Source organism: Bacillus sp. G16 (assembly GCF_021282335.1).
Taxonomy (GTDB): Bacteria; Bacillota; Bacilli; order Bacillales; family Bacillaceae; genus Bacillus; species Bacillus inaquosorum.
Window position 1 is genome coordinate 331681 of record NZ_JAJSOZ010000001.1, and the last position, 25928, is coordinate 357608.

27 protein-coding genes and 1 pseudogene are annotated in these 25928 nt (G+C 47.3%); 17 read left to right on the forward strand and 11 right to left on the reverse strand.

Translation table 11 applies throughout. The annotated features are described in order from the left end of the window. Positions 1-112: 112 nt before the first annotated feature. Positions 113-211 (reverse strand): YjcZ family sporulation protein, encoded by a 99-nt coding sequence (locus LWH95_RS01665; RefSeq protein WP_032732263.1) that lies wholly within the window; start codon positions 209-211, stop codon positions 113-115. 349 nt (positions 212-560) lie between these two features. Next, positions 561-647: pseudogene (locus LWH95_RS21775) on the reverse strand (hypothetical protein); the annotation flags it as partial. A gap of 211 nt (positions 648-858) precedes the next feature. On the opposite strand from LWH95_RS21775, the gene LWH95_RS01670 reads away from it, so the two are divergent. Next, positions 859-1146, forward strand: coding sequence for a hypothetical protein (locus LWH95_RS01670; protein WP_032732264.1), 288 nt, complete (start codon positions 859-861; stop codon positions 1144-1146). A 164-nt stretch (positions 1147-1310) separates the two neighbouring features. Here the strand turns inward: LWH95_RS01670 and uraH are convergent, their stop codons facing one another. The 5 genes from uraH to pucR form a co-directional block, all read right to left on the reverse strand. After that, positions 1311-1664, reverse strand: coding sequence for a hydroxyisourate hydrolase (gene uraH, locus LWH95_RS01675; RefSeq protein ID WP_232918827.1), 354 nt, complete (start codon positions 1662-1664; stop codon positions 1311-1313). Then, complete coding sequence (gene pucL, locus LWH95_RS01680) at positions 1664-3148, reverse strand: factor-independent urate hydroxylase (RefSeq protein ID WP_232918828.1); 1485 nt, start codon at positions 3146-3148, stop codon at positions 1664-1666. Before pucL ends, uraH begins: the two co-directional genes overlap by 1 nt. Positions 3149-3160: 12 nt before the next feature. Further along, the gene (gene pucK, locus LWH95_RS01685) at positions 3161-4453 is read right to left on the reverse strand and encodes a uric acid permease PucK (RefSeq protein WP_232918829.1); all 1293 of its coding nucleotides are present in this window, start codon (positions 4451-4453) and stop codon (positions 3161-3163) included. 6 nt (positions 4454-4459) lie between these two features. After that, complete coding sequence (pucJ, locus tag LWH95_RS01690) at positions 4460-5794, reverse strand: uric acid permease PucJ (protein WP_232918830.1); 1335 nt, start codon at positions 5792-5794, stop codon at positions 4460-4462. 146 nt (positions 5795-5940) lie between these two features. Next, positions 5941-7536 carry a purine catabolism transcriptional regulator PucR gene (gene pucR, locus LWH95_RS01695; protein ID WP_232918831.1) on the reverse strand — a complete coding sequence of 532 codons (1596 nt, stop codon included), beginning with the start codon at positions 7534-7536 and terminating at the stop codon, positions 5941-5943. Between the two features lie 175 nt (positions 7537-7711). Between pucR and LWH95_RS01700 the strand changes: the two genes are divergently transcribed. From LWH95_RS01700 to yunB, 7 genes are all read left to right on the forward strand, one after another. Next, positions 7712-9052, forward strand: coding sequence for an allantoinase (locus LWH95_RS01700; RefSeq protein WP_232918832.1), 1341 nt, complete (start codon positions 7712-7714; stop codon positions 9050-9052). Between the two features lie 97 nt (positions 9053-9149). Continuing rightward, positions 9150-9497: a YunG family protein gene (locus LWH95_RS01705; protein WP_133486142.1), complete on the forward strand. Its 348-nt coding sequence runs from the start codon at positions 9150-9152 to the stop codon at positions 9495-9497. 37 nt (positions 9498-9534) lie between these two features. Beyond that, entirely contained in the window at positions 9535-10383 is an 849-nt protein-coding gene (locus LWH95_RS01710) for a DUF72 domain-containing protein (RefSeq protein ID WP_029316899.1), read from the forward strand. A gap of 17 nt (positions 10384-10400) precedes the next feature. Next, positions 10401-11222 carry a sulfite exporter TauE/SafE family protein gene (locus tag LWH95_RS01715; RefSeq protein WP_133486144.1) on the forward strand — a complete coding sequence of 274 codons (822 nt, stop codon included), beginning with the start codon at positions 10401-10403 and terminating at the stop codon, positions 11220-11222. 19 nt (positions 11223-11241) lie between these two features. Next, entirely contained in the window at positions 11242-12630 is a 1389-nt protein-coding gene (locus LWH95_RS01720; RefSeq protein WP_060399416.1) for a bifunctional metallophosphatase/5'-nucleotidase, read from the forward strand. Positions 12631-12694: 64 nt separating this feature from the next. Next, positions 12695-13000 (forward strand): YunC family protein, encoded by a 306-nt coding sequence (locus LWH95_RS01725; protein ID WP_019259378.1) that lies wholly within the window; start codon positions 12695-12697, stop codon positions 12998-13000. A gap of 69 nt (positions 13001-13069) precedes the next feature. Next, a complete protein-coding gene (gene yunB, locus LWH95_RS01730; RefSeq protein ID WP_019259377.1) occupies positions 13070-13837 on the forward strand; it encodes a sporulation protein YunB in 768 nt (255 codons plus the stop codon). A 26-nt stretch (positions 13838-13863) separates the two neighbouring features. On the opposite strand, the gene lytH is transcribed toward yunB, so the two are convergent. Then, positions 13864-14844, reverse strand: coding sequence for an L-Ala--D-Glu endopeptidase (lytH, locus tag LWH95_RS01735; RefSeq protein WP_019259376.1), 981 nt, complete (start codon positions 14842-14844; stop codon positions 13864-13866). 225 nt (positions 14845-15069) lie between these two features. Between lytH and lipA the strand changes: the two genes are divergently transcribed. Further along, positions 15070-15966, forward strand: coding sequence for a lipoyl synthase (lipA, locus tag LWH95_RS01740; RefSeq protein WP_003222888.1), 897 nt, complete (start codon positions 15070-15072; stop codon positions 15964-15966). A 15-nt stretch (positions 15967-15981) separates the two neighbouring features. On the opposite strand, the gene LWH95_RS01745 is transcribed toward lipA, so the two are convergent. After that, the gene (locus tag LWH95_RS01745) at positions 15982-16617 is read right to left on the reverse strand and encodes a YhcN/YlaJ family sporulation lipoprotein (protein ID WP_003240941.1); all 636 of its coding nucleotides are present in this window, start codon (positions 16615-16617) and stop codon (positions 15982-15984) included. Positions 16618-16730: 113 nt separating this feature from the next. Here LWH95_RS01745 and LWH95_RS01750 point away from each other — a divergent pair, with 113 nt between their 5' ends. The 3 genes from LWH95_RS01750 to nucF are packed head-to-tail and all read left to right on the forward strand — an operon-like array spanning position 16731 to position 18252. After that, complete coding sequence (locus LWH95_RS01750) at positions 16731-17006, forward strand: YutD family protein (RefSeq protein ID WP_003228682.1); 276 nt, start codon at positions 16731-16733, stop codon at positions 17004-17006. A gap of 23 nt (positions 17007-17029) precedes the next feature. Then, positions 17030-17464 (forward strand): DUF86 domain-containing protein, encoded by a 435-nt coding sequence (locus LWH95_RS01755; protein WP_003240943.1) that lies wholly within the window; start codon positions 17030-17032, stop codon positions 17462-17464. 17 nt (positions 17465-17481) lie between these two features. Continuing rightward, positions 17482-18252, forward strand: a complete 771-nt coding sequence (gene nucF / locus LWH95_RS01760; protein ID WP_003240945.1) for a 5' nucleotidase NucF — start codon at positions 17482-17484, stop codon at positions 18250-18252. Between the two features lie 25 nt (positions 18253-18277). Here the strand turns inward: nucF and LWH95_RS01765 are convergent, their stop codons facing one another. Then, entirely contained in the window at positions 18278-18778 is a 501-nt protein-coding gene (locus tag LWH95_RS01765) for a phosphatidylglycerophosphatase A family protein (protein ID WP_003240947.1), read from the reverse strand. A gap of 152 nt (positions 18779-18930) precedes the next feature. Here LWH95_RS01765 and cotNH point away from each other — a divergent pair, with 152 nt between their 5' ends. From cotNH to LWH95_RS01790, 5 genes are all read left to right on the forward strand, one after another. Beyond that, positions 18931-19950: a spore coat-associated protein CotNH gene (gene cotNH / locus LWH95_RS01770; protein ID WP_232918860.1), complete on the forward strand. Its 1020-nt coding sequence runs from the start codon at positions 18931-18933 to the stop codon at positions 19948-19950. A 200-nt stretch (positions 19951-20150) separates the two neighbouring features. Beyond that, positions 20151-21452 (forward strand): homoserine dehydrogenase, encoded by a 1302-nt coding sequence (locus LWH95_RS01775; RefSeq protein ID WP_003240951.1) that lies wholly within the window; start codon positions 20151-20153, stop codon positions 21450-21452. Then, the gene (gene thrC, locus LWH95_RS01780; protein ID WP_232918861.1) at positions 21452-22510 is read left to right on the forward strand and encodes a threonine synthase; all 1059 of its coding nucleotides are present in this window, start codon (positions 21452-21454) and stop codon (positions 22508-22510) included. The genes LWH95_RS01775 and thrC overlap by 1 nt, the downstream gene beginning before the upstream one ends. Next, on the forward strand, positions 22507-23436 hold the full coding sequence (gene thrB, locus LWH95_RS01785; protein ID WP_232918833.1) for a homoserine kinase: 930 nt from the start codon (positions 22507-22509) through the stop codon (positions 23434-23436). Before thrC ends, thrB begins: the two co-directional genes overlap by 4 nt. Before the next feature lie 108 nt (positions 23437-23544). Next, a complete protein-coding gene (locus LWH95_RS01790; RefSeq protein ID WP_232918834.1) occupies positions 23545-25518 on the forward strand; it encodes a S9 family peptidase in 1974 nt (657 codons plus the stop codon). A gap of 42 nt (positions 25519-25560) precedes the next feature. Here the strand turns inward: LWH95_RS01790 and LWH95_RS01795 are convergent, their stop codons facing one another. After that, positions 25561-25896: a NifU family protein gene (locus tag LWH95_RS01795; RefSeq protein ID WP_010886606.1), complete on the reverse strand. Its 336-nt coding sequence runs from the start codon at positions 25894-25896 to the stop codon at positions 25561-25563. Positions 25897-25928: the final 32 nt, after the last annotated feature.

Below are 25928 nucleotides of genomic sequence, written 5' to 3' on the forward strand. Positions count from 1 at the left end.
AAACTATGTCAGATATGATTAGTTAATCACGAGCATAACGCCATAAAAACTTCTTATGGCGTCAGCCGAACTAGGAGGTGCTACTACGGCGGAGGTTAGGCAAGAGTAAAAATTAATAACCACCAAAGAAAGAAGTACCAACAATGATTAACAAAATGAATAGCACCACGATCAAAGCGAAGGAGCTACCATAACCATTTGAATAACCCATATTGCCACCTCCTTTAGTGAGGATAGTATAGGATATGGCAAACGATAATTTTCGACATAGATTTAAGTCTAAATAAGAAAAAATGAATGTTTTGTCTAAAGGCTTAATAGAAATGCATAATTAAAAACTATTAAAAAACAAAATCAAGATAAATGGAACAGAATCTGAAAAGTAACGTTACTAACCCGTTGGTGCATCTAAAAGGAATAAAACGCAAAAGGAAATAAGGGGAACAAAAGAGAGAAAGGATTCGGTCGGGCAACCAAAACGCTAAAGGGAAAATAGAGGTGGTGCAGCTCCAAAAGGAAATCAATCTTATTTAATTTCATGGACGATATTTGGTCTTCGGGAGCGGCGGAAGCTGAAAGGCGGAGCGGAGTTTATCCCTGCTCTTTTGGTCATGTTCCATGAATAAGGTGTCTTGCTGCAGGATTTCGAACCAGCGACTTTATTTCCTTCAATGTTATTACCCTAGGCTATCCCTGCCTCTACGAGTATGATTGGGAAGAAATTATGGGACGAAACATGACACCTATAGGCGGAGGTTTCGGAGAAAGTTTTTAAAAAAGTTATTTTCACACAATCGCAATAAATGGAATATAAAGTAAACGAAAGGCGAATTCATTATAAGAAAGAGGTAATTTTTTATGTATCCAAATTATTATTACCCATATACGGGTGAAAGTCGTGCTTTTGAAGGTTTGGTCGGTACGTTTATATCGATTCCAGGTAATCTAACTTTGCCTAATGGTCAAGTGCTGGCTGCAGGCACAAGGGTGTTTATACACAGATCCAGTTTTACTCAAGCTGGCCAAGAACTTGTTACAATCGTCTTTCCTTTAGGAGTTGGCGGTAATTGTGTTGCTGGTTCCGCTCAAGTTTCGGCTTCTCAACTAGGAGCCGGCCCACAGGGAGGAGTTCAGTTTCTTAGATAAATCTATATATTAATAAAAAGTGTCATCTTTTAGGATGATGCTTTTTTGAAACTCGGAGATCATGTTAGATGAATATAAAAAGTTAACCCAGAAGTTTTTTAGGTTCCAACTTAACTCCTGAACATCATCTAAGCCCGCCTCACCGGCGGGCTTCCTCATTTTTCTTAACTCCCCCTATACACCTGATAACCAAACGGCGACAGCAAAAGCGGGATATGATAATCAGTATCTGGGTCTGCAAGCTGAAAACGGACGGTGACAATGGTTAAAAACGGCTGGCCGGCCGTAATCGCTTTTTTTCTCGCAAAATAGTCTCCTGCATGGAACTCCATCACATATTCCCCGGACACCAGCTCTTCACCAGCCAGCAGCGGAGCATCGACTCGGCCGTCATCGTTGGTGAATGCCTCTTTGACAAGGCTGCTGCTGCCTTCGCCCAGCCGCTTCAATTCAATTTTTACGTTCGCTGCGGGTTTGCCGCAGGTTAAATCCAAGATATGGGTTGTCAGCTTTCCCATTATGCCTTCAGGCTCCCTAAGGCTTCATCGGTTTTCCGTTTTTCTTTCTCGGCGTCCTCTCTTGTCACGGTAAAGCGCTGGAAACCAAATGGCGGGCGCGGTTCGGTGTAGACTTTACCTTTTGAGCCCGGGATCTCTTCGACGACCGTATCCCATGTGTGATTTTGAGATTGGAAGCTGACATCGGTGAGCTGCGGGAATCTCATTAATATTCTGCAGCCGATATGATAGATTAAGTTTTGGATTGAAGGGGTTTCGAGCTCGTGAAAAACGGTGCTCGCTAAGTCTCGGACTTGTTCAGCCGCAACATAGCGGGCAGGATCGGAAGCATATGCGTCATTTGTGTTTTCATAATGCCAGCCGATGTTTAAATGGACAAACAGCGGGCGGTTGCCGTCTTCCGGGAGTGTTGTATATTCGTCCCGGATAAAGCCGACGAAGGAGTTGCCGCTCACCTTGACGAGCTGAAGATCTATGATTTCGCTGTACTGCTCTGTAATCGTTATTGTATCCCCGGTTCGTTCCGCTTTCAGCACAGACCGAGCGCGTTCATTGCGCGATCTTCTGAAGACGAGGTGGCTGATGCCGAGCTCTTGCTCTTCGTAAGCAGGCATCGCCTCAAACGGAATGTCTTCGCCGGTCAGAGTGATCGTGCCCATATGAGAATAGGTGTCTAAAAATCGGTGAGCCACATAGTGTAAGAATCCCTCGGCTGTCGTTCCTTCATAGGAAGCGAGATGGCGCTGAATAAAGTTTTTCATTGAGTCTGTAGCTACGACGAGTGTATTATCTCCATCTGTAAATGATGGCAAGAAGGCATCTCCGCCAATTTCACATGTCACATCAACGCCGACAACGGTATTGTCTCTCCCGGTAAAAGATGACTCTGGGATTTGCTTCACTCCTGTGAGCGGCTTTAAAAACGTTCTGTATGCAAATACATTGCCTTTGCCGTAAGACATGGTTCTATTCATTTGCGTCTCTCCTTTTTCAGTTATGATGTCCGCTAGACGAAAGCGGGCGATGCAGTAAATTTCTTCTAGAGCCCGCTGGAACTCCGTTTCCCGTTCGTTCTTCAGCCTTGCCAGCAGGGTTTGGTGAATGTCCTGCTTCGTCTTTCCCTTTACCGCTAAAATGAAAGGAAAGCCGAAGCGTTCATAATAGTGTTCATTCAGCTTGAGAAATTCTTCGTATTCCTGCTGTTCAAGCGTGCTGAGCCCCGCGTTTTGCTGCTCTCTTACCGAGGAAGCGCTCATTGTTTTCTTTGTTCCGAGACGAGGGTGCTTATTGATTAAATCAAGCTGTGTCTGGCGATCAGCGGCTTTTACAATGCCGGCCATTTTGTGGTGAAGGTCGGAAAGGGAAGAAAATGGCCGCAATGTCGCGGCTTTCTCCGCAATCCATGAAGAGTGTTCAAAAATAGATCCAAGCGTGTCTGTCAGTGTCTGTGTGCCCATTTGATTCAGGTCATCCATTGTGAACATTGGCATCTTCCTTTACGTTTTCATTTCAGCGCCATCCGGCTGTTTGGTTTGAAAAAAAGCGTGCAGTGCAATTGCCGTCAAACTGCCGATCACAATTCCGCTTCCTGCCAAGACTGAGGCGGCGCCCGGAAGAGACGAAAACAACGCGGGAACTGTTGTGGCGCCGAGCCCTAAGCTGACGGAAGAGGCGATGATCAGCAGATTGCCCTGCGAATCGAAGTCAACGCTGGATAGCATTTTGATCCCGTAAGAAATGACCATGCCGAACATGACAATCATCGCGCCGCCGAGAACTGGGTTTGGAATCACTGTTGTCAATGCTGCGGCTTTCGGAACCAGTCCGATCGCCATCAGCATAATTCCTGTAATCGCGATGACGTTGACACTTTTCATTTTTGAAAGCTGAACGATACCGACATTTTGCGAGAAGGCGGTATAGGGAAACGCGTTAAATAAGCCGCCCAGCACAATCGCAAGGCCTTCCGCCCGGTAGCCCTTTTCCAGATCCCTCTCTGACAGCCTGCGGTTTGTGATATCAGCGAGCGCAAAGTAAACACCTGTCGATTCAACAAGGCTTACAATGGCAACGAGGAGCATCGTGACAACAGCCGGCAGCTCGAAGGTCGGCGGGCCGAAATAAAACAGAGACGGAACATGAAGCCAGGACGCCTCCATGACGTCAGAAAAATCGACTTTTCCCATGAAGAATGCGGCCGCCGTTCCTGCGATAAGGCCGAGCAAAATCGCGATGGAGCGGATAAAGCCTTTAAAGAAATAAAACATCAATAAGATAAAAGCTGTGACCCCAAACCCGAGGAGCACGTTGTCCAGTGTGCCGAAGTCTTTGCTTCCTTCACCCCCGGCCAGGTTATTCATTGCTGTTGGAATCAGGCTGATGCCGATGATCATGACGACTGAGCCGGTCACGACAGGCGGAAAAAAACGGACAAGCTTTCCGAAAAAGCCCGCAGCTAAGACGACAATCAGCCCTGCGGCGATAATGGCTCCATATATCGCTGAGACACCATATGTGCTGCCAATGGAAATCATCGGGCCGACTGCGGTAAACGTACATCCGAGCACAACGGGGAGGCCGATGCCGAAGTACCGGTTTTTCCACAGCTGCAAAAGAGTCGCCGTCCCGCACATGAACAAATCGATCGCAATTAAATACGTCAGCTGCCCTGCATTCAGCCCGATCGTCGCTCCAACGATCAGCGGAACGAGAATCGCTCCGGCATACATGGCAAGCATATGCTGAAATCCGAGCATCATTAGCTGAAAGGAATTGTACTGTTCCTTCATGTCTTTTTACACCTCTTTTTCTAATGCAAGTGTATGGTCTAATACCGGAAGTTCTGTTTTCTGCGCTGTTGTTTCTTTTTTTCCGCGCAAGCTGAAAAATAGATTCAAAAAGATGGCGGTCAGGCTTCCGGTGATGGTGCCGTCACTGACCAGAATCCGGATTGGAGCGGGGAATTCAGCGAAAATCCCGGGCACCGTGCTGGCGCCGATGCCGAGTGCGATTGAGCATGCGATGGTCAGGAGGTGATATTGATTTGTGAGATCCGCTGTGCTGAGCATTTTGACGCCGGACGCTATCACCATGCCGAACATGACAACGGTCGCGCCTCCAAGCACAGCTGCAGGAACAGCTGAAGCAAGGGCGGCAATCTTCGGAATCAGTCCGAGACAGACAAGGATACAGCCTGCGGTAACGACGACATTTCTCGTTTTCACTTTCGTCAGCTGCAATAAGCCGGCGTTTTGCGCAAAGGTGTTATAGGGAAAGGCGTTGAACAGCCCGCCGATGAGAATGGCGATTCCCTCCGCCCGATAGCCTTTGACAAGATCTTTTTCGGTTAAAGGTCTGCCGCATATCTTTCCGATCGCGTAGAAAACGCCGGTTGATTCTACAATAATGACGATTCCAACGATCAGCATCGTTAAGATCGGACCGATTTCAAATGAAGGGGCTCCGAAGTAAAATGGCTTCGGAATTTGAAAGAACGGGGCTTCGGCGACAGCAGAAAAGCTGACTTTGCCCATGATGGCTGCTGCCGCTGTCCCGGCAGCGATTCCGATCAGAACGGACAGCGTTCGGGCGAATCCTTTGAGAAAGCGGTTGAGGACTAGGATCAGCATAAGGACGCCGACAGAGAGAAGAAGGTTTTCGAGCGAACCGTATTCGGGATTGGCGCTGCCGCCAGCCATATTTTTCACACCTGTCGGAACAAGAGAAAGGCCGATCAAGGTGACAACGGTTCCTGTTACGACAGGAGGGAATAACACGGTCAGCTTGCCGAAAAAACGCGCAAACAAAAAGGTAAACACACCAGCCGCGATGATTGAACCGTAAATCGCGTGAATGCCGTAATTCGCGCCAATTGCAATCATCGGGGTGACGGCTACAAATGAACTGCCAAGCATGACGGGAAGCCCGATGCCGATGTATGCTCCGCGCAAGGTTTGCAAAAGCGTCGCGACGCCGCACGTTAACAGGTCAATCGCCAATAGGTAAGACAGCTGTTCAGATGTTACATTCAGCGCCCTGCCGACAAGCAGGGGCACCAAAATCGCACCTGCATACATAGCCAGCACATGCTGAAGGCCAAGAGTAAACACCGCAAACGATCTTTGTTTCACTATAGCCCCTCCTTTTAAATGTGAACTTTAGTAACATGATAGCGTGCCGATTGTCGGGTGTCATTGGATACAGTAGCCGAAAAAGACAGGTGTTATTGCTGAAAGTGACGAAAAACGATTCGGTTTGTAAGAGAATGTGACAAACGTTAGCTGATCAGCCGCTGCATCCGTAAGGCAAGCCGTAAACGCATCGTCGTCTCAGGATCTTTTAAGCTTTTGCCGAGCAGCTCCTCACATTTTTCAAGGCGGTAGATGACAGTATTACGATGAACATATAGACGCTTTGCCGTCTCGGAAATTTGGCAGTGTGTCTCTAAATAGACGGACAGTGTATGAAGGAGGCTTTGATCCTCCTGCTGTTTTTCAGCGAGGCTTTGAAGCGTGGAGTTGTAAAATTTCTTCAAATCCTCAACCGGGAGCAGGCGAAGAAGCTCAGGGACATCTTTGGCGTGATACACCTGAATAAACTCCGTGCTTCTTGACAAATGCCCCGATTGCAGAGCATCAGAAGCCTCTGTGAACGCGTCGGGAACATCAATGAGCTTTTGGCATATATTGCTGATCCCAAAGGACACGGTCCGTTTAAATTGGGCTCTCACCTGTGATTGGAACTGCTCTAAAAAGCTGATCACCGAGGCGTGCATTTCACTCCAGCTGTCTGTTGCTTCGATCAGAATAATGCCGACGTTTCCTTTAATAAAGAGGTGGGGCGGAAACGGGAAGGCCGATAATTCGCCTTCAAGAAATTCGAATACGCTGTCGGAGGCGAGCTGATTTTCTGTAAAGCTGATTGATTCGTCATTACGGTCAAGTTTTCCGGCAATGCACATGTATTTTTGATCCCAGCGCAGCTTGAATTCTTTCGCCCGGTTTTTAATTTCATCATCTGAAGAAAATGACCGCTCAATAAAATTGCTGAAAAACTCATTGCGCGCCCGCCGGCTAAATTGCTTCAGCGCATTTTCCTTCAGCAGTTCAAAGGAAATCACGTTGGCCGCTTGTTCAATCGTGAGAATCAACCCTTTGTCGCCGGCCTGCACCATGTCCGGTATCAGCAGGTAGCCGCAGTTTTTTTCGTGATTATAAATCGGAAGGACAGAATACGTTTTTTGATCCGAGATCGTAGAGAAACAAGTGAAAAACGGCCCGGATACGGTATTCAGGGTGCCTTTCAGCTTTTCGGTCTCAACTGAAATCTGATGGGACGCAGAGAGCATTTTGGCATGCTGGTCAAGAAGCAGCACGGGAAGCTGAAGGAGGTCTGACACCTTTTTGAGGAGAGATTGCAGCCCCTTGCCGCTCATAATGTGGTTTGTGAATTTTTTGTGCGCGTAAATGGCTTGCTGCAGCTCGTTAGAACGCATATCGAGAATGTGGCTGAGTGTTGCATTCACAATATCGCCAAGGCGGATGTGTTCCGGGAGCTCGATGATCGGAAACGCGTATGAATCAGCCAGTTCGATGATTTCTTTCGGGATATCCTCCAGATAACGCTTTGTTTTAATGCCGAGGCCCGCGCAGCCGCGTTTTGCCATTTGCCGAATCAGTTCAGATAACTGGTGGGGGGTATCCTTCAGGTGATACGCGGTAGTGACGAGCAATTCGTTCTTATGCAGAAAGTCTGCGATATCCGGAGCGTCCATCATATTGACATGCTGAACCTCTCTTTCTCCTCCTGCTTTTCCCGCGACTAAATTGGCGTTTTCATAAGCCGGTATTTTCATCACATCAAAAATATTCATAGAGCACTCTCCTTTTCTATAAAAAACATTGGTTAAGATGAATAATTTTCAATAGGAATTCTAGCGGTTTTGCTGATGTAATACGATCATAGTAGCAGTAAACTGTTGAAAATAGAACTGATTGTGTTACATAAACTGACATGAAAAATCGTTATCCTAACATGGAGGGATCAATATGGCTTACGATTTGGTGATAAAAGGTGCGAAGACAGTTACGCCAGATGGCGTTAAAGAAGCTGATATTGCAGTTCAAAACGGTGTCATTGCCGAGATTGGTTCAGACATTGAAGCAAGCGGGGCAGCAATGATCCAGGCAGATAGAAAATACGTGTTTCCTGGTGCGATAGACTGCCATGTTCATTTCAATGAACCGGGCAGAGAGGATTGGGAGGGGATTGAAACAGGTTCGCAGATGATGGCAGCAGGCGGATGCACCACCTATTTTGATATGCCGCTCAATTGCATTCCATCAACTGTGACGGCAGAACATCTTCTCGCAAAAGCTGAACTTGGCAGGCAAAAATCAGTCGTGGATTTTGCGCTATGGGGCGGCCTTGTGCCCGGCCATATCGAGGACATCCGCCCAATGGCTGAAGCGGGAGCGATCGGGTTTAAAGCGTTTTTATCAAAATCAGGCACAGACGAGTTCCGCTCTGTTGACGAAAGGACCTTGCTCAAAGGCATGACAGAAATCGCCGCTGCAGGAAAAATCCTCGCTCTTCACGCTGAGAGCGACGCGATCACAAGCTATTTGCAGATGGTCTTGGCCAATAAAGGAAAAGTGGATGCGGATGCGTACGCCGCCTCCCGCCCGGAGGAAGCCGAAGCTGAAGCGGTGTATCGCACGATTCAGTATGCGAAGGTGACAGGCTGTCCGGTCCATTTTGTCCATATCAGCACGGCGAAAGCGGTCCGGCTGATCAGAGAGGCGAAACAGGAAGGGCTTGATGTTTCGGTCGAAACATGCCCGCATTATGTCTTGTTCAGCCATGACGATTTACGGGAAAAAGGCTCTGTCGCAAAATGCGCGCCTCCGCTCCGAGCGCCTCGATCAAAGGAGGCGTTGATCGAGGCGCTCATGGCGGGGCACATTGACATGGTCTCCTCCGATCATTCCCCTTGCCGTCCGTCCTTGAAGCGGGAGGACAATCTGTTTTTATCATGGGGCGGAATCAGCGGCGGGCAGTTCACTTTATTAGGAATGCTGGAACTGGCGCTTGAGCATCAGATTCCGTTTGAAAACATCGCTGAATGGACAGCGGCGGCCCCTGCAAAACGATTCGGCCTTCAGCAAAAAGGACGGCTTGAAGCGGGGTGTGATGCCGATTTTGTGCTTGTCAGCATGGAGCCGTACACTGTCACAAAAGAATCGATGTTTGCAAAGCATAAGCATAGCATTTACGAAGGCCATACATTTCCCTGCCGCATTTCGGCCACTTACAGCAAAGGACTGTGCGTGTACAGTGATGGGGAAAAAGTCAGCGGAATTGACGGAGCGTTGGTCGTTCCTTCGTAAACCCGGCGATATTTACCGCCGGGTTTTTTGATTTCCGCTGTTCTTGTTTTTAAAATTCAATCAACGTGGTATCTTTTTTAAAAGGGAGGCGGAGGCAATGGAACATGTCAAATACATACTGAAGCAATCATGGTCGCGCCATACGAGTTCTAAATGGACGGAAGAATGCCCGTCATGCGGCCAATGCGGTGTGACGGCATTGGTGATTCAGGATCATTTCGGCGGAGCCATTTTCAAAACAAAAGTCGGTGAGAGCTGGCATTTTTATAACAGCATCAATGGCGTGATGTACGATTTTACGAGTGAACAGTTTCAGGCGCCTATTGAATATCAGCATATTCCTTCCTCAAGAGAAGAGGCGTTTTTAGATACGAATGAGGAACAATACCAGCAACTCCGTTCAGCATTTTCCCGCCATATGAACAGCATTTCCGAGGAAACCTGAAAACACGTGTGATAAACTGGGAGAGAGGTGAATGATTGTGATTTATATCGGACTGACGGGATGGGGGGATCATGACAGCATCTATCCGCCGAAAACGGCCAGCCAGAAAAAATTGCAGGCCTATTCCTCCCATTTTCCGATCGTTGAATTAGACGCGAGCTTTTACGCGATTCAGCCGGCGCGCAATAATGAAAAGTGGGTGAAGGAAACGCCGGAAACCTTCCAATTTATCGTGAAAGCGTATCAGGGCATGACGGGGCATCAGCGCGGCGAAATTCCCTTTGACTCAAAAGAGGAGATGTTTGAAGCGTTTAAGGTGTCTTTAACGCCATATTTACATAGCAATAAGCTTGCCATGGTGCTGTTTCAATTTCCGCCGTGGTTTGACTGCAAGAAGGAGAATGTCGCCTATTTGAGGTGGTGCAAGCATCAAATGGGAGATATCCCTTGTGCGCTTGAATTCAGAAACCGCTCCTGGTTCTCGCCGCCATTTTATGAGCAGACGCTTTCATTTATGAAAGCGGAAGGCTGGATTCACAGTGTTTGTGATGAACCGCAAATCGGAGAAGGCAGCGTTCCGACTGTTTTGCGCGCCACCGATGAAAACAAAACGCTCGTCAGGTTTCACGGACGCAACAAGCAGGGCTGGATGAAGCCTGATGGCGGGAAAAACTGGCGGGAGGTCAGGTACTTATATCGCTACAACCAACAGGAGCTGGAGGATTGGAAAAAGCACCTGGATGAATTGCAGCAGCAATGTAAGGATGTTTTTGTCCTGTTCAATAACAATTCCGGCGGAGACGCCGCGGATAACGGCAAGCAAATGCTTGAACTGCTTGATATCGAGTACAGCGGACTTGCTCCGAGACAGCTCGATTTATTTTAGAAAAGAGGTTTTGATTGATGTCGTTTGTGATTTTGGCCGTACTGGGATTAATCGCAGGTACGGTGGGAAGTCTGATTGGGCTTGGCGGCGGAATTGTCATCGTGCCGTCTCTGATGTTTTTAAGCACAGTGACGCCGCTGTTTCAGGATGTGACGCCGCAGGTCGCGATTGGAACTTCGCTTTTGGTCATTATTTTTACGGGTCTTTCTTCAACTTTGGCTTATATTAAATATAAAACCGTTGATTATAAGAGCGGTCTCATTTTCTTTATTGGCTCAGGTCCCGGCAGCATTATCGGGGCTTACGTGTCAAAGCTGTTCAATTCAAACTCGTTTTCCGTATGGTTTGGCATTTTTATGATTCTTATTTCATTATCCTTAATGCTGAAAGCGAAAGCCCGGCCGATCAACAAAGCGCACAAAGGGATTATTCGGATATTTCAGGATGATGCCGGTGAGCCTTATACGTACTCATATCAGGCTCCTATTGGCATTGCGATTGCCTTTGTTGTCGGCTTTTTAGGCGGGCTTTTCGGAATAGGCGGCGGTTCGCTGATGGTTCCGGCGATGATGCTGTTATTCCTGTTCCCCCCAAAGGTTGCGGTGGCAACGTCCATGTTTATTATTTTCCTGTCCTCTATGACAGGGTCTGTTTCACATGTTATTTCCGGGCACGTCAATTGGCTGTATGCCCTAGCGCTGGTGCCCGGCGCTTGGTTCGGCGGAAAGCTTGGCGCCGCCATCAATAGGAAAATGCAGACGAAAACGATCGTTATGATCATGCGGATCGTACTGATCTTGATCGGCTGCCAGCTCATTTATGAAGGCATTTTCAGCTGAACGATTAGGGAGAGATAATATGAAGGAGAAGCTCCGCTTATATCATACAAATGATTTGCACAGCCATTTTGAAAACTGGCCGAAAATTGTAGATTATATCGAGCAGAAAAGAAAAGAGCATCAGTCAGACAGCGAAGAGACGCTCGTTTTTGATATTGGCGATCATCTTGATCGTTTTCAATTCGTGACAGAGGCGACATTCGGAAAAGCGAATGTTGATCTCTTAAACCGTCTTCACATTGATGGAGCGGCGATCGGCAATAACGAAGGGATTACGCTTCCGCATGAAGAGCTCGCCGCACTATATGATCATGCTGAATTTCCCGTTATCGTCTCCAATCTGTATGACAAAACAGGAAACCGTCCGTCCTGGGCGGTTCCTTACCATATCAAATCATTGAAAAACGGTATGTCCATTGCTTTCTTAGGCGTAACTGTGCCTTATTATCCCGTTTATGACAAGCTGGGATGGACGGTAACTGATGCTCTTGAAAGCATAAAGGAAACCATTCAGGAAGTGAAAGGGCAGGCTGATATCATCGTTTTGCTGTCGCATTTAGGCATTCTTGATGATCAGGCAGTGGCTGAAGCGGTACCTGAGATTGATGTGATCCTCGAATCGCACACCCATCATTTGCTTGAAGATGGACAAGTAGTAAACGGTGTATTGCTTGCCAGCGCAGAGAAATACGGGCATTATGTCGGCTGTGTAGAAATCACGGTGGACAGTGTACAGCGAAGCATCATCAGCAAAACAGCGTCTGTGCAGAACATGGCGGAATGGCCAGGAGAATCCGCCGAAACTAAAGCGTTTCTTAATGAGAAAGAACGTGAAGCCGAGGAGAAGCTGTCCGATGCCGTTGCGGAGCTTGCACAAGATGCTGAGGTGAAGTGGTTTGAAGAATCAGAGCTGCCTTTGCTTCTGGCGTACGCGTTAAAGGAATGGTGCGGGACGGACATCAGTATGGTGAATTCCGGTGTCATTCTCGGTCCGCTGAAAGCGGGTCCAGTGACGAAGCTGGATCTGCACCGCATCTGTCCTCACCCGATTAACCCGGTGGCTGTCCGCCTGACGGGAGAAGAACTCAAAGAGACCATTGTCCATGCCGCTTCAGAACAAATGGAGCAGCTCCGGATCAAAGGGCTTGGCTTCCGCGGAGAAGTGATGGGAAAAATGGTGTACGCTGGTGTTGATGTAGAAACGAAACGCCTGGATGACGGAATCACGCATGTCACACGGATCACGCTGAACGGGGAAGAGATTGAAAAACATAAACAATACTCTGTTGCGGTTCTCGACATGTTTACGCTCGGCAGGATGTTTCCGATCATCCGCGACGCCGCAGAAAAAGAATATTTTATGCCTGAATTTTTGCGGGATCTGCTCGCTTGGAAGCTCGCGCAATAAGGCAGTCAGCCCACAACAAGCTGTGCCCTTCATCATAAAGTGATGATTGAAGGGAGTGGTTGACGTGGTAAATTTGACACCAATCATGATAGAAGGACAGCCTTTTACAGCTGTGACAGTGAAGCTTCCAAAAACGAATTTTATGGCCGTCACAAATGATCACGGATACATTATGTGCGGCGCGCTTGATGTGGCGCTGCTGAATGAAAAATTAAAGGAGCGGGGCATTGTGGCGGGGCGCGCAGTTGGTGTACGAACAATTGACCAGCTGTTAGACGCACCTTTAGAATCCGTCACGCATGCCGCGGAAGATCTCGGCATCCATGCCGGCATGAGCGGAAGAGAAGCGCTTTTAAAAATGGTGAAATAAAAATTTGGCCCGGCTATTACTATGTCCCCTCTTACAAGCATACATTGTGATATGTAAGGGGGGATTTTCTTGCCAAGATATCGCGGCCCTTTTCGCAAGAGAGGACCTTTGCCTTTCCGTTACGTGCTGCTCTTGTCAGTTGTCTTTTTTATCCTGTCAACAACAGTTAGCCTTTGGATGATCAATGGCTCGATTAAACCTGTTTTAATGAGCATCGGCGAGATGGAAACGAAGCGTGTGGCGACAGAGGTGATCCAGGATTCAATTGAGGATTATATGTCTGACAGTGAGAATATGAAAGATATGTTTCAAATGAATTCTGATGAAAACGGAAACTTAACGACAATCGATTTTAATACACAGGTTGTAAACAGTGTGAAAACAAAAGTGACAAAGCAGCTTCAGGCTCATCTGAAAGAGATGGAAACCCACACCGGACACAGCGGCGCCAGTGAAAATATTATGATCAACATTCCGCTGGGGCAGGTAACCGGCAACAGCCTCCTCGGAAACCTCGGCCCGAAAATCCCGGTCCGGTTCAATTTAATCGGTGACGCTTTTACAGATGTCAAAACCAAAATCAAGCCGTATGGCATAAATAATGCACTTATTGATATCAGCATCTTTGTTGAAATTAAAGTGAAGGTCATTATTCCGTTCGCAAGCAAAACCGCTGTCGTCACAAATAATGTGCCTGTATCGATTAAAGCAGTGCAGGGCGAAGTGCCGCAGTTTTATAACGGAAGCGGCGCCTCGGGAGTCACGCCTTCTGTCCAGCTTCCAAGCAGCAAAGAAGAGGACAGTGCCGAATCGAAAAATGAAAAAAGCAGCAAATAGCCGCCTGTCGAAGAGGCGGCTTTTTGTTATTTCTTTTTTCTGTATTCATACCGCTCCCACGCTCTCAAATGCGGGTATGGATCAAACGACCATTCGGTTTTTCCGTTATCTTTGTACATGCCGTAGTGAAGATGCGGCGGGAATTTCCCAGCGGTTCCCGGCGGGCCGTATCCTGAGCTGCCGACTGATCCGATCACTTGCCCGGGCTCAACAATTTGTCCGGTTTTAATCCCTTTGGCAAACCCATTAAGATGGGCAAAATAATGATACGTATTGTTAATGTCTCTAATGCCGATTCTCCATCCTCCGAAGCGGTTCCAGCCCTTCATTTCAACTACCCCGTAACAGGTGGATCTGACAGGAAGGCCGTAATGGGCAAAGATATCCGTGCCTTCATGAATCCGTCTCCCCCCGAAGCCCCGGGCATCTCCCCACGTGCTGCGATAGCTGTAATCGGTTCTGATCGGAAGCGGAAACGCATGCTCGCCTAGATCAATATGGCCGTAGGCTTTAAACAGCTTCATGAATTCAGATATGATCCCCACTGTCTGATCACGCCGGTAATAATCCCAAAGCCCAATGCGGATGTTGTCCTCATCTGTGCCATACGACAGCAAGTATTGGCTGAACGTATACAAAATATCTTCATCATTGCTGACCTCGGCTTTCCCGTCTCCGTCACCATCCATTCCGATTCCGTCAAACACTTTAATGCTTAACGGCGCATCGTCTTTCGGATTCGGGTTTTCAGGCCCGCTCCAAATTTCATCCGGTATATAGATGCTGATGATTCCCGCTTTGTCAGGCAGATCTTTTCGGTTGCTCCGCACATTTTCCTCGTATTGATCTACAGCGGCGAGCGCATACCAAGGAATCTGCGTCACAGCCTCGACTTTATGATATAATTCCATCCGTTTCGACAGCACTGGATCTGAAAGCTCTTTTCCAGACGCATAAGGCTCAAGCGCAAACAAAAGGAGAAGAAGAGCGGTTAACAAAACTTTCACAAAATAATCTCCTTTCATATTGAATACACATAGTTTGCGGCAAGCCGGCTTAAAAATGTCAGTAATCATCTTCCCTTGTCGAGAAATTTTTCCTATGTTAAAGTGTCTAGAGAAAAGACTTTCTTTAGTTAGAAAAACATTATTTTTGTTGCAGAAATACCTTTCTCGTTTTCAGAATGTTTCGTGTCAGAAATTGAGTATATTGGATATTGGAGATGATGGGAATTGGCAAAGAAAGACGAACACCTCAGAAAGCCCGAATGGCTCAAAATCAAATTAAATACAAATGAAAACTATACAGGCCTCAAAAAACTCATGCGGGAAAACAACCTGCATACCGTATGCGAAGAAGCAAAATGTCCGAATATTCATGAATGCTGGGCGGTCAGACGTACAGCGACATTTATGATTTTAGGTTCTGTTTGTACAAGAGCATGCCGTTTCTGTGCTGTCAAAACGGGCCTTCCGACTGAGCTTGATCTGCAAGAGCCGGAACGCGTAGCGGATTCTGTCGCGCTTATGAATCTGAAACACGCGGTCATTACGGCTGTTGCGCGTGACGACCAGAAAGACGGCGGAGCAGGCATTTTCGCGGAAACTGTCCGTGCGATCCGCAGAAAAAGCCCGTTCACAACAATTGAGGTGCTGCCGTCTGATATGGGCGGAAATTATGATAACCTGAAAACCTTAATGGATACACGTCCAGACATCCTGAATCACAATATCGAAACGGTTCGCCGCTTGACGCCAAGAGTTCGCGCGCGTGCGACGTACGACCGTTCGTTGGAATTTTTGCGCCGTGCGAAAGAAATGCAGCCTGACATTCCGACAAAATCAAGCATCATGATCGGACTCGGCGAAACGAAAGAAGAGATTATTGAAGTCATGGACGACCTCTTGGCAAACAACGTGGATATTATGGCAATCGGCCAATATTTGCAGCCGACAAAGAAACACTTAAAAGTCCAAAAATACTATCACCCTGATGAATTTGCAGAATTAAAGGAAATCGCAATGCAAAAAGGCTTCAGCCACTGCGAAGCCGGTCCGCTTGTCCGTTCATCTTACCATGCGGATGAACAGGTGAACGAAGCATCTAAAAAGCGTCAAGCACAAGCATAATGCCAAAACGCCAGATCATCTGGCGTTTTTGTCATTCCTATCGATTTTCATGTCCTGACGGGTTTCTCCGTTGGCATTTTCATTCTCTGAGACAGGGCTTCCTTGAGGGGAGGTTTTCATTTCTTGAATCGTCCCCGACATGATCTCTCTAATATCCCTTGAACCGGAACCGAGATTGCTGTAATTTTCGATGGATTGCATATGGTTTGGATTATCAGAAATATAGACATGATAGTATCGCGGTATCACAGAAGCCGCCGTTTTCTTCACCTGATCGGCGGTCAGCCCGCGGTTTTTGGAATCGGTTTTGTACACGACAAGCGCTTCTCGATCGGTCACCAGTGTGGCAGCATCTTGAATATGAGGGAGCTGAACCGTTAAACTTGATATGATGTGAGCGGTTTCTTCCCGATTCATCACCGGTGCTTCCTGCTGTTCGCCGTCAAATTGTTCTTTTTGATAACGGACATAGCCAAATTGTTCGTTCTCATCATGCCGGTTAAAAGCCTCGTTGCGGTCAGACACATGAATGGGCCTGGTTTGATTCCGCGTCTGGTTTTGGACATTTTGCTCGGCATTATCTAATCCTGCGCCTCCGCATCCGGATAAAAGACCGGCCAACAGGCAGAGGCTGACAGCGGTTGGTTTCATTTATAAATCCCTCCTTATGTGTAGGGTAGCCAAATCGCATGATTTATTCTTTAGCAATTGATGGGGACGGGGCAATGAATTATGATAGGAATGAGTGAAAAAGAGGTGAGATCATGATTCTTATTCAAAATGCCGAATTTGAATTGGTGCACAATTTCAAAGACGGCTTCAACGAAGAGGCTTTTAAAGCCCGCTACTCCGATATTTTAAATAAATACGATTATATTGTGGGAGACTGGGGATACGGTCAGCTTAGGCTCAAGGGCTTCTTTGACGACCAGAATCAAAAGGCAACCTTCGAAACGAAAATCAGTACATTAGATGAATACATTTACGAATACTGCAATTTCGGCTGTGCGTATTTTGTCTTGAAACGGATCAGAAAATAAACATACACAAAGGGGATGCTGTCATGTATTTTGTTGACAGAAACAAGATCGAGCAAACACTTGGGTTCTTTGAGCACCAGCTGGCGCTTTTTAACTCACAAACAGACTGGCAGTCTGAAATCGGAGGACTGGCGCTTCAGCGTATAGGCCATTTGCTAATCGAATGCATTCTGGATACAGGCAATGACATGATTGACGGTTTTATTATGCGGGACCCGGGCAGCTATGATGACATTATGGACATACTTGTTGATGAAAAAGTTGTCACAGAACAAGAGGGAACTGAGCTCAAAAAATTGATCGCCTACCGCAAAACATTGGTTCAGCAGTACCTGCTCGCTGACAGCGCCGAGCTTTACAGGCTGATTACGGCACATCAGACAGCTCTGCAAGACTTCCCGCAACGAATCAGAAGCTACTTGGAAACAGAGCTTGGTCCTGTTTCCGCGTTTAAATAACAACTGGAGTGTTGGAAATGAAAACATATAAAGGGTATTTAATTGATTTAGACGGAACAATGTACAATGGCACGGAAAAAATCGAGGAAGCGTGTGAATTTGTCAGAACGCTGAAAGATCGCGGCGTTCCTTATCTTTTCGTGACAAACAACTCTTCGCGCACACCGAAGCAGGTGGCGGACAAGCTTATGTCTTTTGATATTCCGGCAACAGAAGAGCAGGTCTTTACGACAAGCATGGCGACTGCCCAGCATATTGCCCAGCAGAAAAAAGACGCGTCTGTGTATGTGATCGGGGAAGAAGGCATCCGCCAGGCGATTGAAGAAAACGGCCTGACGTTTGGCGAGGAAAACGCGGATTTTGTCGTTGTTGGTATTGACCGGTCCATTACATACGAAAAATTTGCTGTCGGCTGCCTTGCAATCAGAAATGGCGCCCGCTTTATTTCCACTAACGGAGATATTGCGATACCGACTGAAAGAGGCCTTCTGCCTGGAAACGGCTCACTGACATCTGTATTAACCGTATCGACAGGCGTACAGCCCGTATTTATCGGCAAGCCGGAATCAATTATTATGGAGCAGGCGATGCGCGTTCTCGGCACAGATGTGTCGGAAACACTCATGGTCGGCGACAACTACGCGACGGACATTATGGCCGGCATTAACGCCGGTATGGATACGCTGCTTGTTCACACAGGCGTAACGAAAAGAGAGCATATGACAGACGATATGGAAAAACCGACTTATGCCATTGACTCTCTGACTGAATGGATTCCATACATTTAAAAAAGGGCACCCCAAAAGGGTGCCCTTATTCTGTGTGCCGCGCGCGGTGTGCGAGCCTGCTTGAGGCCGCGGCGGAAATCGCACCGACGATGTCATCTAGAAAGGTATGGCATTCGCCGGTTGATTTATCATTCAAATGTGTAAGGATTCCGGGTTTTTCTTTGTCGATGTAGCCGTAGTTCGTAAACCCGATCGATCCGTAAATGTTCACGATGGAAAATGCCAGAACTTCATCTACTCCATATAGGCTCTCATCTGTTTCCAGCATCGTTTGCAGCGGTTCAGACAGTTTTTTCTGCTCAGCAAGAACATCCAATTCAATGCCCGTTAAAATCGCATTTTGCACCTCGCGTTTTGCGAGAACGCGATTGACGTTCAACGTGCATTCATCAATGGTTAAATCCGGATGATATTTTTTCTGCAGAAAAAAGACAAGCTCGGCAATGTCTGACACCTCAACGCCGCGCTCCTTCATCCGTGCTCTTGCTTTTGCTTCCATCTGACTGATTTGTTCGTTTTCTGACATCAGCTTCACCCAATCTTTTTTACTAGTTTATACAAAATGTTTGAGATGTTTACGACTTTTTCTTGCGCCTTCGTCGGATTAAAATATGTATTCATAATTCCGGACGTGTATGACTACGATGTGATGAGCCCTAATTCTACAGGCAGGTGATCATTGTGAAAGGTACAATAAAAGAAAAATACGGTATTCATATCAGGCAGCTTTCCATGTACCAGCACACATATCAATGCTTTCAGACGCCGAATTCATTCTTTCTGATTGTCCCCGTTTCCCAATTCTCAGATGCGGAACTGGCGGAGCTTTATTACATGAGTCAGTATTTACAAGAACAAAGTGACCCATACGTTTCGGTTTTTATCTTTACAAAAGAAGGTGAGCTAACGTTTGAACATGAAGGAAAAACGTACGCTCTGCTGAAGGCGGCACCCCCTGTTTCAAACCGGGCGTTCTCCATTGGAGCGGAGCTGGCGGAATTTCACCGAAAAGGCCGAGGGTATCCGTATGAAGTGAAGGCAGCCGGAAGAATCGGCCAGTGGAAGGATCTGTGGGGAAAACGCATTGATCAGCTGGAAGCGTTTTGGCAGCGGAAGGTTCATACCCCTCCGCACGAGCCATTCGATAAAAAAATGATCGAGTCATTTCCATATTATTTAGGTCTGTCAGAAAACGCGATACAATATTTAGTGGACACTGAGCTGGATGACAAGCCCCAAGCCGCTGATTCAGGAACGATATGCCATCAGCGGATGGAAAGACATACATGGTCATCCGAATCCTTGCTTAGGATTCCGGCGGATTGGGTTTTTGACCACGCCTCACGCGATTTGGCTGAATATATGCGACATACGTTTTTGCATCACAGACAGGATTTTAATCAGCAGGGCTTTCTCTTTTTACAGGAATACGGGCAGGTCACGCCGCTGTCTTCGTTTTCGAAACGTCTTCTGTACAGCCGCCTGCTCTTCCCGCTTCATTATTTTGAAATCGTGGAGAGCTACTACATGTCGTCAGAATCAGAAAAGCATTATTATGAAGAGCAGCTTGACTTCATTCTTAGCGACTGCGGCCGCTATGAGCAATTTCTCAATACAGCGCAGGAATTCATGAATATGCGGGCGCAGAAACCATTTGTTCCCCGCGTGAGCTGGCTCGGCAAAGGCAGCCCAGGGTGAGGAGAAAATCTGACAAAAATAATTAGAAAATAAAGAATCTTGTCATATCAATGTGTTAAGCGTTTACATTCGTAAAATTCAGCCGATTGCTGTCTTGTCAAAACAGGAGAGGGCTTATATAATGTTTGTAACTTATATGTCTGTGTTGAGTTAACAATTGTCTTTTTCAAGAGGACAATCAATAGAAAGGTGGAGTTTTTTTGAAAGCGATTCGTGTAGGGCTTTTAGGTTTAGGTACCGTCGGAAGCGGTGTCGTTAAAATTATTCAAGACCATCAGGATAAGCTGATGCATCAGGTCGGCTGTCCGGTTACGATAAAAAAAGTGCTTGTAAAAGATCTAGAGAAAAAGAGAGAAGTAGATTTGCCAAAGGAAGTGCTCACGACCGAAGTGTATGATGTCATCGATGATCCAGATGTTGATGTCGTCATCGAGGTGATCGGCGGAGTTGAACAGACAAAACAATATTTGCTCGACGCGCTGAGATCGAAAAAGCATGTTGTCACAGCAAACAAGGATTTAATGGCTGTGTACGGCTCTGAGCTGCTTGCGGAAGCGAAGGAAAATGGCTGTGATATCTACTTTGAAGCCAGTGTTGCCGGCGGGATTCCGATTCTGCGTACGTTAGAGGAAGGTCTCTCATCAGACCGGATTACAAAAATGATGGGGATTGTGAACGGAACAACGAACTTTATCTTAACAAAAATGATTAAAGAAAAAAGCCCTTACGAGGAAGTGCTCAAGGAAGCGCAGGATCTCGGCTTTGCCGAAGCTGATCCGACTTCAGACGTGGAAGGGCTTGACGCCGCACGGAAAATGGCGATATTGGCGCGCCTCGGCTTCTCAATGAACGTGGATCTGGAAGACGTCAAAGTAAAGGGGATCTCCCAAATTACAGACGAGGACATCAGCTTCAGCAAACGCCTCGGCTATACGATGAAGCTGATCGGGATTGCTCAGCGTGACGGCAGCAAAATTGAAGTCAGTGTTCAGCCGACACTGCTTCCTGACCACCACCCGCTTTCTGCTGTTCATAATGAATTTAACGCCGTTTATGTATACGGCGAGGCTGTCGGTGAGACGATGTTCTACGGACCGGGAGCCGGAAGCATGCCGACTGCGACCTCTGTTGTTTCTGACCTTGTCGCTGTCATGAAAAATATGCGCCTTGGCGTAACCGGCAACAGCTTTGTTGGGCCGCAATATGAGAAAAATATGAAATCGCCGTCTGACATTTACGCACAGCAGTTTTTAAGAATTCATGTAAAAGATGAGGTCGGTTCATTCTCGAAAATTACGTCTGTGTTCTCAGAACGGGGCGTGAGCTTTGAAAAGATCCTTCAGCTGCCGATTAAAGGCCATGATGAGTTGGCAGAAATCGTGATTGTGACACACCATACATCTGAAGCTGATTTCAGTGATATCCTGCAAAACCTAAATGATTTGGAAGTCGTTCAAGAAGTCAAAAGCACATATCGTGTAGAAGGGAACGGTTGGAGCTAATGTGGAAAGGACTTATCCATCAATATAAAGATTTTTTACCTGTAACAGATCAAACACCGGCGCTTACTTTACATGAAGGAAACACACCTCTTATTCACCTGCCGAAGCTGTCTGAGCAGCTCGGAATTGAACTTCATGTCAAAACAGAAGGCGTCAATCCTACGGGATCATTTAAAGATCGCGGAATGGTCATGGCTGTGGCGAAAGCAAAAGAAGAAGGCAACGACACGATTATGTGCGCGTCAACAGGAAACACTTCCGCTGCTGCGGCGGCTTATGCAGCCCGCGCTAACATGAAATGCATCGTCATCATCCCGAACGGCAAAATCGCATTTGGTAAACTCGCTCAGGCTGTCATGTACGGAGCCGAGATTATTGCAATTGACGGAAACTTTGACGATGCGCTTAAAATTGTCCGTTCCATCTGTGAGAAATCACCGATTGCCCTTGTCAACTCAGTTAACCCTTACCGCATAGAAGGCCAAAAAACAGCTGCCTTCGAAGTGTGCGAGCAGCTGGGAGAAGCGCCGGATGTGTTAGCGATCCCGGTCGGAAACGCGGGAAACATCACTGCGTACTGGAAGGGCTTCAAGGAATATCATAAGAAAAACGGCACAGGCCTTCCGAAAATGCGCGGCTTTGAAGCGGAAGGCGCGGCAGCAATCGTGCGCAATGAAGTAATTGAAAATCCCGAAACAATAGCAACGGCCATTCGTATCGGAAACCCGGCAAGCTGGGACAAAGCTGTAAAAGCAGCTGAGGAATCCAATGGGAAAATTGACGAAGTCACTGATGATGAAATTCTTCACGCGTATCAGTTGATCGCCCGTGAAGAAGGCGTGTTTGCAGAACCGGGTTCTTGCGCGTCTATCGCAGGAGTGCTGAAACAGGTGAAATCCGGAGAAATACCGAAAGGCAGCAAGGTCGTTGCTGTGTTAACAGGAAACGGACTGAAAGATCCGAACACAGCGGTCGACATTTCGGAAATCAAGCCTGTCACATTGCCGACTGATGAAGACAGCATCCTTGAATATGTAAAAGGAGCGGCCCGTGTATGAACGAAGCCGACATGCTGTTCACTGTCACTGTTCCCGGAAGCACGGCTAACCTAGGCCCCGGCTTTGATTCAGTCGGAATGGCGCTCAGCAGATATTTGAAGCTGACCGTCTTTGAAAGCGACAAATGGTCTTTTGAAGCTGAAACAGAAACAGTCGCCGGAATTCCGGCGGGTACAGATAATATGATCTATCAAGTGGCAAAACGGACAGCAGATTTGTACGGCAAAGAAATGCCGCCTGTCCATGTGAAGGTGTGGAGCGACATTCCGCTCGCACGCGGCCTTGGCAGCAGCGCCGCGGCGATTGTAGCGGCCATTGAACTGGCTGATGAATTATGCAGCTTAAAGCTGTCTGAAGCGGACAAGCTGCATTTAGCCAGTCTTGAAGAAGGACATCCGGACAATGCGGGCGCTTCTCTCGTTGGCGGACTTGTCATTGGCCTGCATGAAGAAGACGAGACACAAATGATCCGCGTCCCGGATGCTGACATTGACGTTGTCGTTGTCATTCCTTTTTACGAGGTGCTGACAAGAGACGCAAGAGACGTGCTTCCGAAAGAGTTTCCATATGCCGACGCCGTAAAAGCTAGCGCCGTCAGCAATATACTCATCGCTGCGATCATGTCCAAGGATTGGTCGCTCGTCGGGAAAATCATGAAGAAGGATATGTTTCATCAGCCGTACCGGGCGATGCTTGTCCCTGAGTTGTCCAAGGTAGAACATGTCGCCGAGATGAAGGGCGCCTATGGAACGGCTCTCAGCGGGGCAGGCCCGACAATTCTCGTCATGACTGAAAAAGGAAAGGGAGAAGAGCTGAAAGAACAGCTCGCGCTTCATTTCCCTCATTGTGAAGTTGACGCTTTGACCGTTCCGAAAGAGGGAAGTATAATAGAGCGAAATCCTTTATATCAAGTAAAAAGTGTATAGATCATGCCAAGCGTTCCTCAGCGTCAGCGGAGGGCGCTTTTTTTCTGATGGAGATAAAGGAGTTTTTATTTAGAAAAACGAAATACTTGTAAAAAGGAGGAGATGAAAATGAAAAAGCTGATAACCGCAGAAGACATCACAGCGATTGTCTCTGTGACCGATCCTCAATATGCCCCAGACGGCAGCCGTGCCGCATATGTGAAGTCACAAGTGAACCAAGAGAAAGATTCGTATACATCAAATATATGGATCTATGAAACGAAAACGGGCAGATCTGTTCCTTGGACACACGGAAAAAAGCGGAGCACTGCCCCAAGATGGTCTCCGGACGGGCGCACGCTTGCCTTTATATCTGATCGTGAAGGCGATGCGGCACAGCTGTATATCATGAGCGCTGAAGGCGGAGAAGCGAGAAAACTGACTGATATCCCGTATGGCGTGTCAAAACCAATATGGTCCCCGGATGGCGAATCGGTGCTTGTCACTGTCAGTTTGGGAGAGGGGGAAAGTATTGATGACCAAGAGAAAACGGAGCCGGACAGCTTTGAACCCATTGAAGTGCAGGGTCTATCCTATAAAAGGGACGGCAAAGGGCTGACGAGAGGTGCGTATGCCCAGCTTGTGCTTGTCAGCGTGAAGTCTGGTAAGGTGAAGCAGCTGACAAATCACAAAGCCGATCATGGCGACCCTGCTTTTTCTTCTGATGGCAAATGGCTTATTTTCTCAGCTAATTTGACTGAGACGGATGATGCCAGCAAGCCGCATGATGTTTATATCATGTCGCTGGAGTCTGGAGATCTTAAACAGATTACACCTCATCGCGGCTCATTCGGACCAAGCTCATTTTCACCGGACGGAAGGTATCTTGCTTTGCTTGGGCATGAAAAGGAATATCATAATGCAACGCTCGAAAAGGCGTGGCTCTATGATATCGAACAAGACCGCCTCACATGTCTGACTGAGATGCTGGACGTTCATTTAGCGGATGCGCTGATTGGAGATTCATTGATCGGAGGTGCCGAACAGCACCCGGTTTGGACGAAAGACTGCCAAGGGTTTTATGTTATCGGCACAGATCAAGGCAGCACGGGAATCTATTATATTTCGATTGAAGGCCTTGTGTATCCGATTCGTCTCGAAAAAGAGTACATCAATAGCTTTTCCATTTCACCTGACGAACAACACTTTATTGCCAGTGTGACAAAGCCGGACAGACCGAGCGAGCTATACAGCATCCCGCTTGGGCAGGAAGAGAAACGGCTGACTGGCGCGAATGACAAGTTTGTCGGCGAGCATGCGATTTCAATACCTGAAGATATTCAATTTGTCACAGAAGACGGCGTGACGGTGAACGGCTGGCTGATGAAGCCTGCACAGGCGGAAGATGAGACATCATACCCTCTTATTCTCAACATACACGGCGGACCGCACATGATGTATGGGAATACATATTTTCATGAATTTCAAGTGCTGGCGGCGAAAGGGTACGCGGTAGTTTATATCAATCCGAGAGGAAGCCACGGCTACGGGCAGGAATTTGTGAATGCCGTCAGAGGAGATTATGGAGGAAAGGATTATGAGGATGTGATGCAGGCTGTGGACGAGGCTATCAAACGAGATCCGCAGATTGATCCGAAGCGGCTCGGTGTCACGGGAGGAAGCTACGGAGGCTTTATGACCAACTGGATCGTAGGGCAGACGAACCGCTTTAAAGCTGCCGTCACCCAGCGCTCCATATCAAATTGGATCAGCTTTCACGGCGTCAGTGATATCGGCTACTTCTTCACAGACTGGCAGCTTGAGCATGACGTGTTTGAAGACACAGAAAAGCTCTGGGACCGTTCCCCTATAAAGTACGCAGCAAATGTCGAGACACCGCTTTTGATTCTGCATGGCGAGCGAGATGACCGGTGCCCGATCGAGCAGGCTGAGCAGCTATTTATTGCCTTAAAAAAAATGGGCAAGGAAACCATGTTCGTCCGTTTTCCGAAAGCATCGCACAATTTGTCACGCAGCGGTCACCCGGGACAGCGGATCAAGCGCCTGAATTATATCAGCTCATGGTATGATCAATATCTCTAAAAAAAAAGCCAGGCTGATGGAAATATCAGCCTGGCTGCTTTATTAAAAGACTTGTTCTACTTCAACGACACCCGGCACTTCTTCAAGAAGAGCGCGTTCAATTCCGGCTTTCAGCGTAATTGTTGAACTTGGGCAGCTGCCGCATGCGCCTAGAAGACGAAGCTTTACGATACCTTCATCTACGTCTACAAGCTCACAGTCACCGCCGTCACGAAGTAAAAACGGACGAAGTTTGTCCAGTACTTCCTGCACCTGTTCTTTCATTTCAACTTCAGTCATGACATTCGCTCCTTTCGTCGTCATAAAACCATTATATTCAGTGTAACAATAAAAATCTATTGTTTGGTTTGCAAAGTTGCTTTCCCTATTATAGCACATTCAGACTTGAACACAAAAACGGTTTTTTTCTA

Excerpts from the sequence above, each read along its gene's own strand:
- LWH95_RS01665 (WP_032732263.1), bottom strand. The coding sequence starts at position 211 with ATGGGTTATTCAAATGGTTATGGTAGCTCCTTCGCTTTGATCGTGGTG.
- LWH95_RS01670 (WP_032732264.1), top strand. The coding sequence starts at position 859 with ATGTATCCAAATTATTATTACCCATATACGGGTGAAAGTCGTGCTTTT.
- pucL (WP_232918828.1), bottom strand. The coding sequence starts at position 3,148 with ATGTTCACAATGGATGACCTGAATCAAATGGGCACACAGACACTGACA.
- LWH95_RS01720 (WP_060399416.1), top strand. The coding sequence starts at position 11,242 with ATGAAGGAGAAGCTCCGCTTATATCATACAAATGATTTGCACAGCCAT.
- LWH95_RS01765 (WP_003240947.1), bottom strand. The coding sequence starts at position 18,778 with ATGTCAGAAAACGAACAAATCAGTCAGATGGAAGCAAAAGCAAGAGCA.
- LWH95_RS01755 (WP_003240943.1), top strand. The coding sequence starts at position 17,030 with ATGTATTTTGTTGACAGAAACAAGATCGAGCAAACACTTGGGTTCTTT.
- LWH95_RS01745 (WP_003240941.1), bottom strand. The coding sequence starts at position 16,617 with ATGAAACCAACCGCTGTCAGCCTCTGCCTGTTGGCCGGTCTTTTATCC.
- LWH95_RS01715 (WP_133486144.1), top strand. The coding sequence starts at position 10,401 with ATGTCGTTTGTGATTTTGGCCGTACTGGGATTAATCGCAGGTACGGTG.
- LWH95_RS01795 (WP_010886606.1), bottom strand. The coding sequence starts at position 25,896 with ATGTGCTATAATAGGGAAAGCAACTTTGCAAACCAAACAATAGATTTT.
- pucR (WP_232918831.1), bottom strand. The coding sequence starts at position 7,536 with ATGAATATTTTTGATGTGATGAAAATACCGGCTTATGAAAACGCCAAT.
- uraH (WP_232918827.1), bottom strand. The coding sequence starts at position 1,664 with ATGGGAAAGCTGACAACCCATATCTTGGATTTAACCTGCGGCAAACCC.
- thrB (WP_232918833.1), top strand. The coding sequence starts at position 22,507 with ATGAACGAAGCCGACATGCTGTTCACTGTCACTGTTCCCGGAAGCACG.
- pucK (WP_232918829.1), bottom strand. The coding sequence starts at position 4,453 with ATGAAGGAACAGTACAATTCCTTTCAGCTAATGATGCTCGGATTTCAG.
- LWH95_RS01705 (WP_133486142.1), top strand. The coding sequence starts at position 9,150 with ATGGAACATGTCAAATACATACTGAAGCAATCATGGTCGCGCCATACG.
- LWH95_RS01700 (WP_232918832.1), top strand. The coding sequence starts at position 7,712 with ATGGCTTACGATTTGGTGATAAAAGGTGCGAAGACAGTTACGCCAGAT.
- nucF (WP_003240945.1), top strand. The coding sequence starts at position 17,482 with ATGAAAACATATAAAGGGTATTTAATTGATTTAGACGGAACAATGTAC.
- thrC (WP_232918861.1), top strand. The coding sequence starts at position 21,452 with ATGTGGAAAGGACTTATCCATCAATATAAAGATTTTTTACCTGTAACA.
- LWH95_RS01750 (WP_003228682.1), top strand. The coding sequence starts at position 16,731 with ATGATTCTTATTCAAAATGCCGAATTTGAATTGGTGCACAATTTCAAA.
- LWH95_RS01790 (WP_232918834.1), top strand. The coding sequence starts at position 23,545 with ATGAAAAAGCTGATAACCGCAGAAGACATCACAGCGATTGTCTCTGTG.